Source organism: Burkholderia aenigmatica (assembly GCF_048627025.1).
In the GTDB taxonomy this organism is placed as follows: Bacteria; Pseudomonadota; Gammaproteobacteria; order Burkholderiales; family Burkholderiaceae; genus Burkholderia; species Burkholderia aenigmatica.
Genome location: NZ_CP184470.1, coordinates 891,958 through 908,702 on the forward strand (window position 1 = coordinate 891,958; position 16,745 = coordinate 908,702).

General features: G+C 60.4%; 12 protein-coding genes. 7 read left to right on the top strand and 5 right to left on the bottom strand.

Annotated elements, in window-relative coordinates; translation table 11 throughout:
* Positions 1-92: 92 nt before the first annotated feature.
* The 3 genes from ACN8ZM_RS36400 to ACN8ZM_RS36410 form a co-directional block, all read right to left on the bottom strand.
* A complete protein-coding gene (locus ACN8ZM_RS36400) occupies positions 93-1,241 on the bottom strand; it encodes an MFS transporter (protein ID WP_420212856.1) in 1,149 nt (382 codons plus the stop codon).
* Between the two features lie 244 nt (positions 1,242-1,485).
* Entirely contained in the window at positions 1,486-2,364 is an 879-nt protein-coding gene (locus ACN8ZM_RS36405; protein ID WP_205821572.1) for a phytanoyl-CoA dioxygenase family protein, read from the bottom strand.
* A gap of 21 nt (positions 2,365-2,385) precedes the next feature.
* Positions 2,386-3,243, bottom strand: a complete 858-nt coding sequence (locus tag ACN8ZM_RS36410; protein ID WP_420212857.1) for an NAD(P)-dependent oxidoreductase — start codon at positions 3,241-3,243, stop codon at positions 2,386-2,388.
* A gap of 778 nt (positions 3,244-4,021) precedes the next feature.
* Here ACN8ZM_RS36410 and ACN8ZM_RS36415 point away from each other — a divergent pair.
* Positions 4,022-4,651, top strand: a complete 630-nt coding sequence (locus tag ACN8ZM_RS36415) for a TetR/AcrR family transcriptional regulator (RefSeq protein WP_420212858.1) — start codon at positions 4,022-4,024, stop codon at positions 4,649-4,651.
* A 553-nt stretch (positions 4,652-5,204) separates the two neighbouring features.
* The gene (locus tag ACN8ZM_RS36420) at positions 5,205-5,804 is read left to right on the top strand and encodes a TetR/AcrR family transcriptional regulator (RefSeq protein WP_420212859.1); all 600 of its coding nucleotides are present in this window, start codon (positions 5,205-5,207) and stop codon (positions 5,802-5,804) included.
* 175 nt (positions 5,805-5,979) lie between these two features.
* Here the strand turns inward: ACN8ZM_RS36420 and ACN8ZM_RS36425 are convergent, their stop codons facing one another.
* The gene (locus tag ACN8ZM_RS36425; RefSeq protein ID WP_420212860.1) at positions 5,980-7,440 is read right to left on the bottom strand and encodes an aldehyde dehydrogenase family protein; all 1,461 of its coding nucleotides are present in this window, start codon (positions 7,438-7,440) and stop codon (positions 5,980-5,982) included.
* A 574-nt stretch (positions 7,441-8,014) separates the two neighbouring features.
* Between ACN8ZM_RS36425 and ACN8ZM_RS36430 the strand changes: the two genes are divergently transcribed.
* The 5 genes from ACN8ZM_RS36430 (at position 8,015) to ACN8ZM_RS36450 (ending at position 15,825) form a co-directional block, all read left to right on the top strand.
* Entirely contained in the window at positions 8,015-9,001 is a 987-nt protein-coding gene (locus ACN8ZM_RS36430) for an aminotransferase class IV (protein ID WP_420212861.1), read from the top strand.
* A gap of 383 nt (positions 9,002-9,384) precedes the next feature.
* Positions 9,385-10,704 carry a DUF1329 domain-containing protein gene (locus ACN8ZM_RS36435; RefSeq protein ID WP_089454269.1) on the top strand — a complete coding sequence of 440 codons (1,320 nt, stop codon included), beginning with the start codon at positions 9,385-9,387 and terminating at the stop codon, positions 10,702-10,704.
* A 16-nt stretch (positions 10,705-10,720) separates the two neighbouring features.
* A complete protein-coding gene (locus tag ACN8ZM_RS36440) occupies positions 10,721-12,427 on the top strand; it encodes a DUF1302 domain-containing protein (protein ID WP_420212862.1) in 1,707 nt (568 codons plus the stop codon).
* A 7-nt stretch (positions 12,428-12,434) separates the two neighbouring features.
* Positions 12,435-14,834 (top strand): efflux RND transporter permease subunit, encoded by a 2,400-nt coding sequence (locus tag ACN8ZM_RS36445; protein WP_043185723.1) that lies wholly within the window; start codon positions 12,435-12,437, stop codon positions 14,832-14,834.
* A 16-nt stretch (positions 14,835-14,850) separates the two neighbouring features.
* Entirely contained in the window at positions 14,851-15,825 is a 975-nt protein-coding gene (locus ACN8ZM_RS36450) for a WD40/YVTN/BNR-like repeat-containing protein (RefSeq protein ID WP_420212863.1), read from the top strand.
* A gap of 124 nt (positions 15,826-15,949) precedes the next feature.
* Here the strand turns inward: ACN8ZM_RS36450 and ACN8ZM_RS36455 are convergent, their stop codons facing one another.
* A complete protein-coding gene (locus tag ACN8ZM_RS36455) occupies positions 15,950-16,639 on the bottom strand; it encodes a response regulator transcription factor (protein WP_420212864.1) in 690 nt (229 codons plus the stop codon).
* Positions 16,640-16,745: the final 106 nt, after the last annotated feature.

Below are 16,745 nucleotides of genomic sequence, written 5' to 3' on the forward strand. Positions count from 1 at the left end.
TTGCGCTGGCATGTCAGGCGGCCGGCACCGCCCCGGCACCCGCAAGGGCCGGGGCGCGTTCGCACAGCAAGCTGATCGCTTCGCCTCACGCGTCACGCGATAGCTGCTTCGGAATGTCGCGACTTGAACTGCCGGATCGCCACGCTGGTCAGAAAGATCGGCACCACCAGCAACCCGACGGACAGCCAGCCGACCGCGCGCAAACCGGCCACGCTGAACACCGTGCCGGCAATCGCGGGGCCCACTGCCAGGCCAAGATTGATTGCCGACGCACAGGTCGCGGTGCTTCTCCCGCTGGAATCCATCTGTGAAAGTGCCCCCACCATATAAGGGGCAACCAGCGTCGCACCGGCACTGACGAGGGCCGTTGACACGAGAAACGCCCACCTGCCGCCCACGCAATACATGCCCAGGCTACATGCGATCAACACCGCGAGCCCAAAGGCGATCGGCTTGAACAAGCCAAAACGATCACCCAGCCAGGTCACCGCTACCCCCACCGGCAACTGGAAGGCCGCATTGACCATGAACAGCATGCCGAGTTGCTCTGCTTCGACGCCCCGGGTTGCAGCGACCTCGGCGGCGAATCCCATGAGCGCCGTTTGCGAAACGTAGATGAAAAATGCGCTGGCCAGAATCCCTCGGACGCCACTGGATTTGATGGCATCCTTCGCGACTTCTTCCTCGCTTGCGTTGACGGCAGGATGCATGAATGCGCCGAAAAACAGAGCCGCCACGACCACGGCGAGCTGGACGGCATCCACACCGATATTGCCCATCTTCACATTCACGATCGGTACGACGTACATCGCACAGGAAAATATGATGGCCATCGCCACAGCGACTTGAGCAGCGACCTTCTCCGGGTGCTTGACGTGTGAAATCACCCCGTACGCGCAAACACAGCTGACGCCCAAGGCAACGCCGAGAACCAGTTTCGCGGCGACGAATACATAAAAATTATTTGAAAACATCGCGCACGTCGACAGAACGGCAAGCGCTGCTGCACCAAGCGCGCCCGTTCTCTTGTTCAACGTCGCCATGTGACGACCGAAAATGATGATGGAAAGCGACAGACAGAGAAGTACCGCGGATGCGAGCCATCCGGCGGTGCTTTCGGACAGCCCGAACCGCGCCATCGATTCTTCGATGTTGAATGGAAGCAGGTACGTTGGAGTCCAGACCACCGCCCCTGTATAAAGCAGGGCGATTTTTCGGATTCCCTTGATTTCGTAATTCACGATCGACTCCTTGTCGTTTGCACGCATGCGAGATCGCGACGAGGCATCGAATCGCCCTCTTGCTCGCATCCATACTGGCACTGTTTCGAAGACTGCTTCATCCAACCGAAAAATCGCAATTTCAAAATGGCTCGGTCGTCACCGACCTGACGTATCCCGTCGATCGACTACGATGCCGTCAGGTGATGGAATCGCCCGATTTCCATGTGAAAACCGGGCCGCGATCCATCACACATCCCGTCCGTTAATCGAAATGCCCGACCTCGAGGAAGTCCTTCATTTTCAGCAGGTCGTTCGGATCCGACATTTGACCGTTACGCTCGACAAAGCCGGCAAAGGTCGTGCCGTACGTCCAGCCGAGCAAGCGCTGCAGTTCCTCCGGATAGCGCTTCACGCGTTCAATGGGCAACGTGAGGTACTGGTTTTCTTCCTGCCGGAGAATGGCCAGGTCAAACGACATCGTCAGGCCGGTTCTCGGTGCGTCGCTGGTGTTCTGCCCGCCGCCGTGATAAGTGGAGCCGATGAAGAACAGCGCATCGCCGGCGGACATGACCGCGGGAATGGCTTCCTCCTGCTTGGGCATGCGCTCGTCGTCCCACTTGTGGCTCCCCGGAATGACGACCGTGGCACCGTTTGCCTCCGTGAAGTCGGATACGGCCACCATGACCTGGAACCGGGCCTCACGCCCATAGCTCGGGTGCCGCCAGAGCCATACGGAGTCGTCGCGATGCAACGGCTGCTGGCCTTGGCCCGGTCGAATCTGAATGGCTTGCGTCACCCCCACCTGGATATCCGGAGCGATATCGATCTGGTTTTCGCCGCTCCAGATCTTGATCGGCGTCTGCAGAATGCTGCGCGCCGCGCCCAGGTAGAGCGGATGCAACGCAACCTCGGCCATCCAGTCGGTACGCGCGAAGAGGCGCGAGACGCGACGCGTCTGTGTCCCGGCGAAGTAGTCGTCTACGCCATTCGGAGCGGTCTCGAGCGTGTCGAAGAGCGTACGCTGGATCCGCGCGAGCAGGTCGGAACCGAGAAAGTTCTTGACGATCGCGCCACCGTCCTGCCGAACCGCGTTCGCAAGATCTTCAGGAGTGCTATTACTTGAAAGGCGTTGCAATGACATGGTGATTCCTCCAACAGGTTGTCAATGATTGAAAAGTGCCGCGTATCCTCGGTCACCACTGCCTTCTGCAATGGATGACAGGATCCGCTCGCGGAGTGCCTTCAGAATTCGCGGCGGCTGACCGATATCTTCCTGCGCCTGCTGGAACAGCCCGGTCGCTCGCGCGTAGATGTCCAGGTCCGCGCCCCTTGGTTGATAGTCTGACGCCGCCACGGATTCGAACAGGCCTTCGATGAAGTGAGTCTGACCGGCGATGTAGGTTGGGATCAGGTCGCGAATCTCGTCGATCGAAATGCCCGAATTCACGACGAACCTGAGACCTTCCAGGAAGGCTGCACCAGCACCAAACACGAAGGTGCCCGTCAAGCCGGCATCGAGCACGTTCGGCACGTCAGGTCTTGCACTGACGTAGGTGGATTGCGGCGCAATCTTTCGAAGCAGGGGCTCAACTTCGTTCCAGATCTTCTCGTCGGCACCCAAAAGGATGACGGCGCTCTCGCGGCCGATATCGGGCGGGAAGCACTGGATTGTTCCGCTGATGAATTTTGCGCCGGCGCCGCTGACGATCTGATCCAGCTTCTGGACCTCGGACGGGCGCCCCGTGGCCAGATTGACAACCGTTTTCCCTTTCAGGCGCTCGCCGAGCGCCTCGAAGTCTGCCGCGAGGTCAATCGGTGTTGCCGTCACGACGACGATGACGTCCGACTGATCGCAAGCTGCCGTGGCGCTATCGGCAACGTGTGCGCCGAGCTCACGGATGCGCCGCGCCTTCTCCGCTTTTCTGTTCCAGACGACGACCTGCTCGCCATCCTCAATCAGGGAGGTGGCAATTGCAGACCCCATCGCCCCCAGGCCCAAGACAGCAATCAATTTGCTCATTCGCATTCCCTATCGTTGTCGTTGACCACACCACCAAGAGATATCCATCGCTCAAGCCAACACACCAGATCACCAGACTTGGTCATATGACTACATAGCAAAGCACATGCCACCCGGATCCAGGCGTTTGCCTCCCCTGCATTGCGGCTGACACGCCCGGTGGCGAGACCCATGCCCCGAGGCTGGGAATCAGCCGCACCAAGTGATGCTCACAGTCACGTTTGCGGTGCAGACAAGCTGACTTGATCAAATGACCATGTAGCTACAGGCACGAATCTTATGCCTCGACAGGACATTTGGAATACGGAGTTTCCATTAGCCACCTCATGAGAGCACCGTACCAACCAACGCAGTGGCGCCCGTCCACGACACGCATGAGTGCTTTCTCGTGCACCCACGTCGGCCGCCGTACCTGCGCCTCTCCGGGAACACATCATCGAAGCAGGAACGCAAGCACCGCTCGACAAACGGAGCGCCGCTTGATGAGGCGGGCCGATGCGCGATGAATGAGTGCACCGCGTGATTCCCGAAGCATGCTGCCGAATCGCATCGGCATCGTGAAGTTTGACTGGCACCGCGACGCACCGGCGCCGCGATCACGCCTCGCACATACCTGCGAACGGCATTTCCCGCGCCGCCATAGCGGCACGACATCCGTGCAGGACAATGTCTTGCGTTGCTGGCGAAATGCCGTCCATCGTCATGCTAATATCCGAGGATTCGACTACCCTGCACGGGTAGCACCTTTGGACGAAGACATAAAACGGAGCTCTGGCCTATGCAGAGAGTACGGGCTGAAGTCCGCCGCCAGGACCTCGTAGCGGCGACTGTCGCGGTGATTGCAGAGCACGGTGTGAAGGGTGCCACGACCCGTCGCATCGCCGAGGCTGCAGGATGCCCACTGGCCTCCCTGCACTACGTCTTTCATTCAAAGGACGAGCTGTTATTCGCGGTCTACGAGTCCTTGATCGACTTGATCCGCTCGGATAGCCCGGAGGCGCCGGAGCACGGCACCCTGTCGGATCTGGCGGAGTTCAACCTGCGCTCCGTGATGGCCTGGTTCGAAGCAAACCCGACCTACGCGAAGACCCAGTCGGAATTGTTTACCTGGGCACTCAGACATCAGCCCGACGTGGCCATTGGCGCCTTTCGCATCTCCCTGGAAGGCGCCCGCGGCAACCTGTCCTCCGCCGAGCCTCGTGCTGACGCCAAGGCGCTGGATGCCATCGCACGGCTGACCATTATCCTGATCGACGGGCTGCTTTTCTCGTGGTTTGCCCAGGAAGACCCGAAACGTCTGGCGGCTGATGTGGACCACGCCAGCAAGATGCTGGCCTCCTATGCGGCGACGCTTTCGGAAGCTCGCCCTGCCGCCAAGACCGCTCGCAAGTCGGCACGAAAGCAGTAAGTTGCCGCCACCTGCCCCGAGGCACCGGCTCCCCCGGTGCCTTCGCAGCGGCAGCGTCGCAGCGCCTCTTCAAGAGGACCTCACGGCTCGCGGCGCATGACGTCTCCAACTTCGTCCCATGCGCGGCCCTGCTCGCCAGCGCTGCTCAAAGGTGCTTTCAGGAACCGTCGTTCGCGCCAGACCTCGACTCGGGCGACACAACGTAACGGGCACCGCCGAAACGCCACACAGGCTGCGACCTGGCATCCCGTTTCCATTCCCATGGAGACCTGACACTTCCGGCACGCAACCCTCGGTCTTAAGGTGCAGCGCTCACGGGTTTACCTCCATCGACAGCACACCTCTGTCTGCTTAACGTTGACCGATCATTTGATCAAGTCACGCGATCATATTCCCCGGAATCGACTCGATCAAGTGAACTGGATGGTCGGGGCACCCGTGACCCGGCCTGTCCATGGACAAACTTTCAAGAAGCCGACATAATTCACGAGCGTTATGGTCACTTGACCATGTATCACGAAGAAAAAGGGTTTTCGGGTACCGGAGTTTACCAATGACAAGAGTTCGCGCTGCGTTGCGGCGACAGGATTTTGTTGACGCCGCCGTTGAGGTGATCGCCGCGCACGGCGTCGCTGGAGCCACCACGCGGCGAATCGCCGAAGCCGCAGGCTGCCCTCTGGCATCGCTGCACTATGTATTCCATACCAAGGACGATCTGTTCGACGCGGTTTACGAATCCCTGTTTGATCTGCTCGCGACGAATGCCCCCGCCAATACTGAATTCCAGTCTTTCGGCGAACTCGCCGGATGGCAGCTGCGCAAGATGGTCGAATGGCTCGTGCAGCATCCCTCTTACGCTCGGGCACAGTCCGAACTGATCCAGTGGGCAGAGCGTCATCGCCCCGATTTCGCGTTGAAAACCTATGCGCAGACTATCGAGCGTACGATCGCTTACTTCGACAAGTGCGCGCCACAAGTCAACCATGACATGATCGAACCCGTCGCCAGAATGAGCATCATCCTGATCGACGGATTGCTGAACAGCTGGCACGCGGACACGAATATCCGCCAGCTCAGGGCGAACCTGGATAACGCAAGTTCAGCTTTGGAAGCGTTTGCCACCTCCGTCTCGAACTCGACGGTACCGATTTGAAAATCGATGCGGCGCGCCATTGCGCCAAAAGCCGGCAACCTCCCCGAGCCCATGCGATGCATGCTCGCTCGGCAACCCGCCCCATGCGAGGCTTCGCTCTTGTCATCGTTCCGTAGATGAACGACCGCATACTGCCGGGCACCCACCCGAGAAGGGCGCCCGGCGTCGCTTCCAGCTAGCTGACGGCACCCGGCGCCGCACCGAACATGGATTTCGTCTCCAGGAACTCCTCGATACCGGCGTAGCCCCACTCTCGGCCATTGCCAGACTGCTTGTACCCACCGAACGGTGCCGCGATATCGACGGACGCACCGTTCAAATGCACCATCCCGGTCCGCAATCTTCTTGCGACACGCTCCGCCTGTTCGATCGAGTCTCCATAGACGTAGCCGGACAAGCCGTACGGCGAGTCGTTGGCGATGGCGACGGCGTCTGACTCATCCTGATACGGGATGATCACCAGGACGGGGCCGAAAATCTCCTCGGTTGCGATCTTCATGCGATTGTTCACGCGGCTGAAGACCGTCGGCTTGACGTAGTAGCCTCGTTCAAGCCCGGGAGGATTGCCCAGCCCACCCGACAGGAGCACTGCGCCCTCGTCGAGGCCAACCCGGATCATGTCCTGCACCTTTTGATGCTGGCGCTGGTTCGCCATCGGCCCCATGGTGGTACCGGGATCGCGCGGATCGCCGACGACGACCTGCCCGCACGCCGCGACTGCAATCTGCTCCGCCTCCTCGAGCCGGTGCGCCGGCACCAGCATTCGCGATGGCGCGGTGCATGTCTGACCGGAATTGGCCATCATCTGCAGCACCCCATGCGTGACGCCTTGCTGAAAGTTTTCGCTATCGAGAATGATGTTCGCCGATTTTCCGCCCAGCTCCAGCGTCACCCGCTTGATCGTCGTCGCTGCCGCCTGAGCCACCTCCACGCCGGCGCTCGTCGAACCCGTCAGCGATACCATGTCGATCAGCGGGCTGGCAGCAATCGCCCTTCCGAGGCGCTGCCCGGCGCCCTGTACGAGATTGAATACACCAGGAGGGACGCCAGCCTTCTCAAGAATCTCGGCGAGAACAATGGCCGAGTACGGCGCATTCTGACTGGGCTTCAACACGATCGTGCAACCCGCCACCAGTGCCGGCGCAACCTTGCACATGACCTGGTTCATCGGCCAGTTCCAGGGCGTGATCAACCCGCACACCCCAACCGGCTCCTTCACGATCCGCGACGTGCCCTGGGTTCGCTCGAACGGGTACTGCCTTGCAACTTCCAGGGTCGTATGGAGGTGCCAGAGCCCCAGCGCCGCCTGAAGCGGACGGGAAATGGCATCCATCGGCGCGCCCATCTCGAGCGTGATGGCGTCCGCCATGTCCTGCAACCGCTCGGTGTATGCACCAATCACGTTCTCGAGCATCTTGAGCCGCTCAACCAGCGGCGTATTCGAGAATGCGGCGAAGGCTTCGCTCGCCGCCTTCGCCGCCAGATTCACATCCGCTTCGTCAGAGAACAGCAACACCCCGGAGACTTCGCCAGTCGCCGGATTGATGATCTCGTGCTCAACACCACCGTTCGCCGGCTCCACCCATCGCCCGCCGATGAACGCGCGGCGGAGATGGTCTGCTTCAAAAATCGGCATCAGCTCGCTCCATGTCAGTTGGTCTCGAGGGCGAGTCTTCAGCCACGGAATCGCCCTGGAAGATCCATACTATCGCCTTTTTTGATCATTTGGCCCAGTCACGTGACTCAGTAATAATCAGTATTGCCACCGGCACTTCAAAGTAAGACGCTCCAGGAAACGAATCGCAATGCTGCTGCAGAAAAGGTCTGCACTGCGTGCGACCGAACAGCAATGAAGACCGGGCCACAACGCGACTTCCCGTGATGCTCGCGACACGACGGGCCGAGCCACTTTTCCCGGACCGATCGGATGCATCTGGTGGCGCGAACGTTCGGCAATCGGTGGACGGCGATGACAGGTCTGCTCGCCGTTCGCGTACTCAAGCGGGCATCACAGAGGGTTAACCTTCATCGACAAGGAATTTTTCGAGCAATATTTTTCTACTACACGGTCATTTGATCCAGTCACGTGACAGAATTCACGCCGGATAGCCAGGAAGTAAGCAATCCGCAAAGTAGCGCACCGCGATCCGGACGCTTTTTGACGTCACCGTCGAACGACAACTCTCCTTCAGGAGCGAAAGGTAATTACCATGGCAATCATTCAAGTCCAGCAGATCATGCATGAGAACCCGCTGCATGCTCGCGCTCCGCATGAACCCCGCTACGAAGATGGCAGTGCTTTCTGCGACGGCAACTATGTACCCATCACCGAAGCGACCGTCCCGCTGGTCGACGCGGGATTCCTGCACGCCGACGCGGCCTACGATGTCGTCACCGTCTCGCGAGGCAACTTCTTCCGGCTCGACGATCACCTCAGCCGCATGGAAGAGTCGTCGGCCAAGTTCTTCCTCGAGAATCCGTTCAATCGCGAGCAGGTCAAGGAGATTCTCCACAACCTCGTGCGAAACGCCGGCCTGAAGGACGCGTACGTATGGTGGTGCGTCACCCGCGGCCCGCTGAGCGTCGATCGCCGCGACCGCAGCGCAATGAAGAACGCGATGTTTGCCTTCGCCGTGCCGTTCTTCTTCCAGGCGGACGACGAGGTCCGCACGCGCGGCTCGAACCTGCTGATCAGCAAGCGGTACAACCGGATTTCCGCGAAGGCAGTCGATCCCACGGCCAAGAACTTCCACTGGATGGACATGAAGCTCGCGCTCTTCGAAGCCATGACGCAGGAAAAGGACTGGGCGATTCTCGTCGATGAAGACGACAACCTCACCGAAGCAGCCGGTGCGAACGTGTTTTTCATCAAGAACGGAGAGCTCCATACCCCCGCCGAAGGCTGCCTGCTGGGCATCACGCGCCAGAGCGTCTTCGATATCGCCACCGAGCTCGGCATCAAGGTGAATATCGGCAAGTACACCGCGACGCAGCTGCGCCAGGCTGACGAAGCGTTCACCTCGTCGTCGGCAGGCGGGATCATGCCGATCAGCTCCGTCGACGACCAGCCGCTCGGCAACCGCAACGGCCCCGGCCCCGGCCCGATCTCCGAGAAGATTCACAACCTCTATTGGGAGAAACGCTGGGCAGGATGGCACGCGCAGCCGGCTGAATACTTCTCGTCGGTCCCCGCATAAGCCGGACCTCACTCAAGAGCGGCGCTCGTATGGAGTCGGTCCGGCTTCGTCGAGTGCCCAATAGCTTCATGTATTAGAAATACCGTCCGGCACGCCACCAGCGTGCCGGGCAATACGAACGCCAGCGTGACGACGATGACCTGGCATTCGTCGATTCAAGAAAACAACATCAATAACGCACCTTCATTCATTTCGCATAGCTAACAAACGGACAGAACTTTCAGACCGTTCATCCGCATTCGCTCATGCACAACCCTTTGGCGGGCGCACGTTACCTGGTCAAGGTCAAGGAGATAGCCGTGGTCAAGACTCATGCTTTCAAGAAATCTGCTTCGCTCATCCGATCGGCAGCGAAATTGTCCGTCATCGCTTCCGCGGTCGCGATGACTTTGACCGGTGCGCTGGCGGAAGGTACGGATTCGGCTCATACGCCGTCGGGCGCCGAAGTCGCCGGCACCGCGAGCGGGATTCCCGCATGGACGCCCGTCGGTAACGTCGGGGCGGGCTGGACTTACGGCAAGCGCCGCGCGGACTTCTTCAAATACAAGGCCGACAAGCCCTTGTACACGATCGACGCCAGCAATGTCGACAAATACGCGGACAAGCTCAACCCGGGTCAAATTGCGCTGCTGAAGAACCTGAAGGGCTTCACGATGCCGGTCTATCCGTCCCGGCGCACGTGTGGCGTCCCCGATTTCGTCGCGGAGAATACGAAGAACAACGTGGGTTTCGCCAAGATGTCTGCGGACGGATCGGAACTCGCCGATGCCCATCTCCCGGGCTACCCCTTCCCCGCACCCAAGACCGGCGCGGAGGTGATGTGGAATGCGAAGCTGCACTACCGCGGCGCCGGCGTCGAGATGCGCGACATCATCACCGTCGTCTCGCCCCGGAAGGGCTCGTCCGACTGGATCAAGAACGTTTCCGACGCGTGGATCTACCAGCCGTGGGGTGACAAAGCCGGGACGACGTTCGAGAAGGTCAATCAGATCGAAGGCAACGCCTATTACGCCTACAAGTCCCCGGCGGCCATTGCCGGCCAGGCCGCGATCTTTACGACCTACGCCGGCAAGCCGACCGAAGTCTTCTATTACTTCCCGGGGCAGCGCCGCACCCGCCGCATGCCGTCGTACGCCTACGATGCCCCCCAGATTGGATTCGACAACCAGTACAACATGGATGAAGCGCTGGTTTTCTCCGGACAGACGGACCGCTTCTCCTGGAAGTTGCTGGGCAAGAAGGAAATGATCGTTACCTATAACGACCTGGGCATGTACGACTTCTCTGACAAATTCGAAGGTGCGTATGGCCCCGACTTCGTGAATCCGTCGAAGCGCCGCTACGAACTGCATCGCGTGTGGGTCGTGGAAGCCACGGTCAAGCAGGGGATGCGCCATACGGCTCCCAAGCGCTTGTTCTACGTCGATGAAGACAGCTGGAGCTACCTCGGCGCGGTGGACTACGACGCACAGGGCAACATCTCGAAGGTCCGCGAGGGTTACATCATCCCGGTGTATGAGACGGGCAGCTGCGACACGCTTGCATTCGCTCAATACAACCTCGTCGATGGCCGGTACCTCGTCGACGGTTCGATGCTCGCGGCCGGACGGGACGCGAAGTGGTCGGTCGACTCGTCGGCGGACCAACACTACAAGCCGAGCTTCTACAACGCCGATAATCTCCGTGCGTTGAGCGAGCGTTGACAGGTGCCGAAACCAAATGGCTACCACCTCCTCATTTCAGCCCCGATCCAGTGTGGCTTTCGTGCGCGCGGCGATCTCGGCGCTTGTCGCCCTCGGGTGCGGCAGCGCGCACGCCTTCACCTTCACGATCGGGAATGTCGAAGGTAGTTTCGACTCGACGGTGTCGGCGGGCGTCGGGATTCGAACCGCCTCGCCCAGCAGCAACCTCGTATCGCCGACCTACAACCAGGCTACCGGTGCGCAGACCGGTGGCGGCCGACTCGGTCAATTGAGTGGCCTCTCCGATCAGGGCGACATCAACTACGGCAAGGGAGATCCATTCACGAGCTATCTCAAGGGCAGCCACGAGCTGCTCCTGAAGATGCCGTCCCAGGGGCTGACGTTCATGGCACGTGGCACCTGGCAATACGACTACTCGGGTACCCACACGACAGGTGCATCCAGCGGACAGGACCTTTTCTACAACCCTTCGCCGAACCTGAGCGGCGGGCTCACGTCCGACGCCCAGAAAAACATCCGCTTCAAGCCGCGCTTGCTGGATCTGTGGGTGAGCAAGCAGTTCAACGTAGGCGACCAGATTGCTCGCATCCGTGTGGGTAATCAGGTCGTCAGTTGGGGCGAAAGTATCTGGGAAGTCGGGGGGGTCAATGCAACGAACGCGATCGACGTGAATCGCGCCTCGCAACCTGGCGCGCAGGTCAAGGAATTCATCCTGCCGGCACCGATACTGAGTGTCGCGTCTGGCGTGGGTCACGGCGTGAACGTCGAAGGGTACATCCAAAGCAACTGGAATCAGAATTACCTTCCGCCGGTTGGCAGCTATTGGTCCAATCAGATCGTAGGTCCTGGCAACAACGCGTATGGCGTCGCGACCATCCATCCGAAAAACGGCGGGCAGTATGGTTTTTCCATTCGCTACCAGCCGGCGGGCACGGACCTGAATCTCGGTTTCTACACGATCGCGTACCACGACAAGTTCCCGCAAGTCTCGCTGAGTTCAACGGGTGGGACCGTCTTCAGATTTCCGGAAGACCGTCACATGATCGGTGTCAGCGCCAACTTCCCCGTTGGCGACTGGGCAATCGGCACCGAGCTCTCGTACCGCCCGCGCGATGCCGTTCCGCTGAATCCGGCCAGCGGATGCGTCGCGCAAGGCGGAAACTGCTGGGTCGACGAGAAGCGATTCCAGTGGCACCTGACTACCCTCTACTCGCTCCAGCCGGGCAATTCCGGCGCGTTCCTCAAGCTGCTCGGCGCGCAGACCGCCACGCTGACGACCGAGACGGTGATCATCGGTTATCCCGGGCTTCACAAGAGCTATGGCGGGTCGCCGATCTCTCCGGGTGCGCTTCTGTGGGGGAATGAGTTCAATGATCTGTTCGCGACCGGCGCACTCAACTCGCCGGGTAGTGCACAGGGGACGAAATACTCCGGCGGGATCGACGTCGATTTCAACTGGGTTTATGACGGCACCGTCATTCCCGGGTGGCAGGTCAATCCGGGGATATACATCCGCTACGGCCTGTTCGGCAATACGCCGGACGTGAATGCCCAGTTCATGCGCGGCGTGACGGCCATGAACCTGTATGTGAATTTCATACAGAACCCGGCGAACTGGCAGGTCGCATTGAACTACACCCGCTTCATGGGCCCGACCAACCCTCTGGCCAACCCGCTACGTGACAGGGACTTCGTGGCAATCGTCGCATCTCGAAATTTCTGAGGTCAATATGAATCAAACGCCTGTTTCCGACGCAGCCCGACCCAGCAAGCTGCTAAGAATTCTTCATTCGCTGGAAAATACGCTGTTCGGTCACAGGCGTCTCGTTCTGGGACTTCTGGTTATCTTCACGGTCGTCATGGCCTGCTTCGCGGTCAAGCTTCGCATGGATGCAGGGTTTGAGAAGCAGCTTCCGCTTGGCCACGAATATACCCAGACGTTCAATGAGTACCGAGGCGATCTGCTCGGCGCCAATCGCTTGATCGTCGTCGTCAAGGCCCGCAAGGGCAGCATCTGGACGCCCGCCGCGTTGAAGCGCCTGTATGACGTCACCCAGGCGGTCACGTTTCTGCCGAATGTGTCTCGCAGCAGCGTTCAATCGCTCTGGACTCCGAATTCATTCGTCAACGAGATTACCGAAGACGGATTCCGGGCCGACCCGCTCATTCCCGGCACCGTGACGCCCGATCAGCTCGACAGCAACACGGTCGGTGCCATTTCGCGCTCGACCGCCCAGGGTGGTTTCGTCGGCAGCCTCGTGTCTCGCGACCAGAGCAGTGCCATGGTCACCGCCGACCTCAACGAGCTGGATGCGAAAGGCGAACGGGTCGACTATGTGGCATTCGATCAGGCGCTCGAATCGCAACTGCGATCCAAGTTCGAGGATTCGAACTATGAGATCCAGATCATCGGCTTCGCGAAACAGATCGGCGATATCGCCAACGGCGCGTCATCCGTCCTGAAGTTCTGCGCGATCGCCCTGCTCCTGACTGCGTTGGCTGTCTACTGGTACTGCCGCTCCGTCCGCCTGACGATTCTGCCGCTGACGTGTTCGCTGCTCTCGCTCGTCTGGCAGTTTGGTACGCTGCACCTCCTCGGCTACGGGCTCGACCCGTTGGGCGTGCTGGTTCCGTTCCTGGTGTTCGCGATCGGCGTTTCGCACGGCGTCCAGCAGATCAATTTCATCGTGCGTGAAATCTCTCACGGGAAGTCGGTGGAGCAAGCCGCGCGATCCAGCTTCAGCGGGCTCCTGATTCCCGGGACGCTTGCCCTGGTGACGGCTTTCGTTTCCTTCGTCACGCTGATCCTGATTCCGATTCCGATGGTCCGCGAGCTCGCGATCACCGCTTCGCTCGGCGTGGCATACAAGATCGTCACGAATCTGGTGATGCTTCCGTTGGCGGCGTCCTTGCTCAAGGTCGACGGCAATTATGCAAAGAATGCCGAACTGCATGCCGCTCGTCGTGGCCGAGTGCTCCGCGTTCTCGCAAAAGTCGCCATTCCGCGCAATGCCGCGATCATCCTGCTGGCGGCCGTCGTGGTGTTCTGCGTGGCGGCCTGGGAAAGCCGGGATCGCGTCGTCGGCACGCTGCAGGCCGGCGCCCCCGAGCTTCGTGCCGACGCCCGGTTCAACAAGGATTCGGTGTCCATTGCGTCGAGCTACGACGTCGGCCTGGACTGGATTTCCATCGTCTTCGAAGCGCCTCCCCAGTCTTGCAACAACGTGGAGGTCGGCGCCTATCAGGATCGCTTCGTCTGGTCGATGCGTGCCGTTCCCGGCGTATTGTCGGTCGTTTCGTTCTCGTCGTTGCTGCGGCAATACAACGAGGGCTACAACGAAGGGAATCCCAAGATGTCGGCGATCCCCATCGATCCCGACAACTATTCGTCGCTGGCCGGCGAGGTGGCCCGCACGCCCGGCGTCATGCGCAAGGACTGCAGCATGACCGCGGTGAACATCTATCTGGCGGACCACAAGGCGACCACGATCACCCAGGTGATCAACGCCGCGAAGCACTTCCGCGATACGAACAAGCTGCCTGGCGTGAAGATCCGGCTCGCGTCCGGAAACGCCGGCGTGCTGGCCGCGGTCAACGACGAAATCGAGCGCAGCGAGCTGCCGATGATGCTTTACGTCTATACGACGATCGTGTTGCTCGTCCTCGTCACGTACCGCGACCTGCGCGCCGTCCTCGCATGCTGCCTGCCGCTGACGATCGGCACGTTCATCGGGTATTGGTTCATGAAGGAGCTGCAGATCGGCCTGACCGTCGCCACATTACCCGTGATGGTGCTGGCAGTGGGCATCGGTGTCGACTATGCGTTCTACATCTACAACCGACTGCAACTGCATCTCGCCAACGGCGTGGGAATCGTCAAGGCGCTCGAACAATCGATCCTCGAGATCGGGACGGCCACCATCTTTACGGCGATCACGCTCGCGATCGGCGTCGCCACCTGGTCATTCTCCGAGCTCAAGTTCCAGGCGGACATGGGCAAGCTCCTGGCATTCATGTTCATCGTCAACATGGTCATGGCCATGACGGTTCTGCCCGCCTTCGCCGTCTGGCTCGAGCGCATCTTCCCGCGGCGTCGGCCCGCGCGCGCACCCGGCCTGCTCGCACATTGAAGAAGAAGAGGATTCCATGACCCTATATCACAAGGTTCGCTCAATTTCGGCGGGTACCGTCGTCCTTGGAGCGCTGCTGGGCGGCATGCAAAGCGCGGTAGCCGCACCGGAACTCAGGCCCGTTCCGGCCGTCCAGTCCAGCATTGCGACCCAGTCGCCCGTGCTGGATGCCACGTGGGCCGGCCAGCGGGTGGTCAGCGTCGGAGCGAACGGCATCATTCTTCTGTCCGATAACCGCGGTGCGACGTACCGTCAGGCCAAGGCCGTGCCCGTGAGCTCGACGCTGACGTCCGTCAGTTTCATCGACGCCAGGACAGGGTGGGCAGTCGGCCACTGGGGCGCGATCCTGAAGACGACCGACGGCGGCGAGACGTGGGAGATTCAACGACTCGCGACGACCGAGGATCGCCCGCTGTTCGGCGTTCACTTCATCGATGCCAACCACGGCGTGGCCGTCGGACTCTGGTCGCTCATCCTCGTCACTGATGACGGCGGCAAGACCTGGACAAAAAGAGAAGCCGTTCTTCCGAATGGCAAGAAGTCGGACCTGAATCTGTTCGGTCTTTTTTCGAACAGCAACGGCGAGATCTTTGCTACGGCCGAGAAAGGGCAACTCTTTATCTCCAAGGACAAGGGCAACACCTGGGAGAGCGTGGACACCGGTTACAAGGGGTCGTTCTGGTGCGGTGTGGCACTGCCCAACGGTGTGCTGCTGGTCGGCGGGCTGCGCGGCACGTTGATGCGAAGCGACGACAACGGCCATACCTGGTCACGCGCGACGCTCGATACCAAGAATTCGATCACCTCGCTTGCGTCGAGAGGCTCCACGGTATTGGCGGTCGGTGTCGACGGGTTACAGGCTCGGAGCACCGACGATGGAAAGACGTTCCAGCGCGTGCACACCGAGACCGGCACGACGTACACCGCGGCCCTCCCCTCGCTTGACGACAAGTGGCTGATTTTTTCTCGCGACGGGGTCGTCGCACAGTAAGCGTCCGATGTTTGACTGACGCAGCGGGCCGTGATCGTGACGCGCGGCTCGCTGCTTCGAAGCCTTCCAGACCCGAGACGGATTCGAGGTTGTACGGCTCGACAGAACGACCGGCACCCTCCTGTCAGCCGGGTTTTCTCAGGTGATAGCCGACGCCGTGCACGCTTTCCAGGATGCCCGACGCCCCTGCGGCCACCAGCTTTCTCCGTAGCCGGGTCATGTGGCTGTCGACGGTGCGTGGGGATGCACTCACGTCTGACATGCACGCATTGAGCAATTCGATGCGCGTAAAGGCACGATTCGGCAGCCTGGCCATGTGAGCCAGCAGGCGGAATTCGACGAGTGTCACGGATACCGGCGTTTCACCGGAGCACGTCCGCACGCACACCCTATAGCTTTCCGTATCGACTTCGAGCGCGCCCACCCGGAGACGACGTTCAGGCGCGAGCGCACCGGAGCGGCGCAGCATCGTGAGCAATCGCGCGACGACCACATCCGGGTTGAACGGCCTGACGATGTAGTCGTCAGCGCCGGCGTGCAGTGCGCGCAACCGCTCCCTGTCCAGATCACACGCCGAAACGACAACGATGGGGGTATCGCTTTGTCGTCGAAGCCTGGCCAGCATTTCCAGGGTATCCGCACGCAGTTCACGGACGTCGAGAATGACCAGATCAGGCTTCAGGTTCAGTTGCGTGGCAAGCACAGTCTGGGAGGTGTTGGTCTGAAAGGTGCGAAACCCGTTGCGCGTCAGGCAGGTATCGAGCGTTGACGACATTTCCGGTCCGTCGTCCGCGATGAGTATGAGCGAGTGCATGATTGAATTTCCGAGTCGTCGCCTTGTGTGCGTGTGAACACCTTCCGGACAGCGTTCGACGCCGGATGGGGTCCAGGTTCACTGGCACGACTCGACGAGTTGAAAG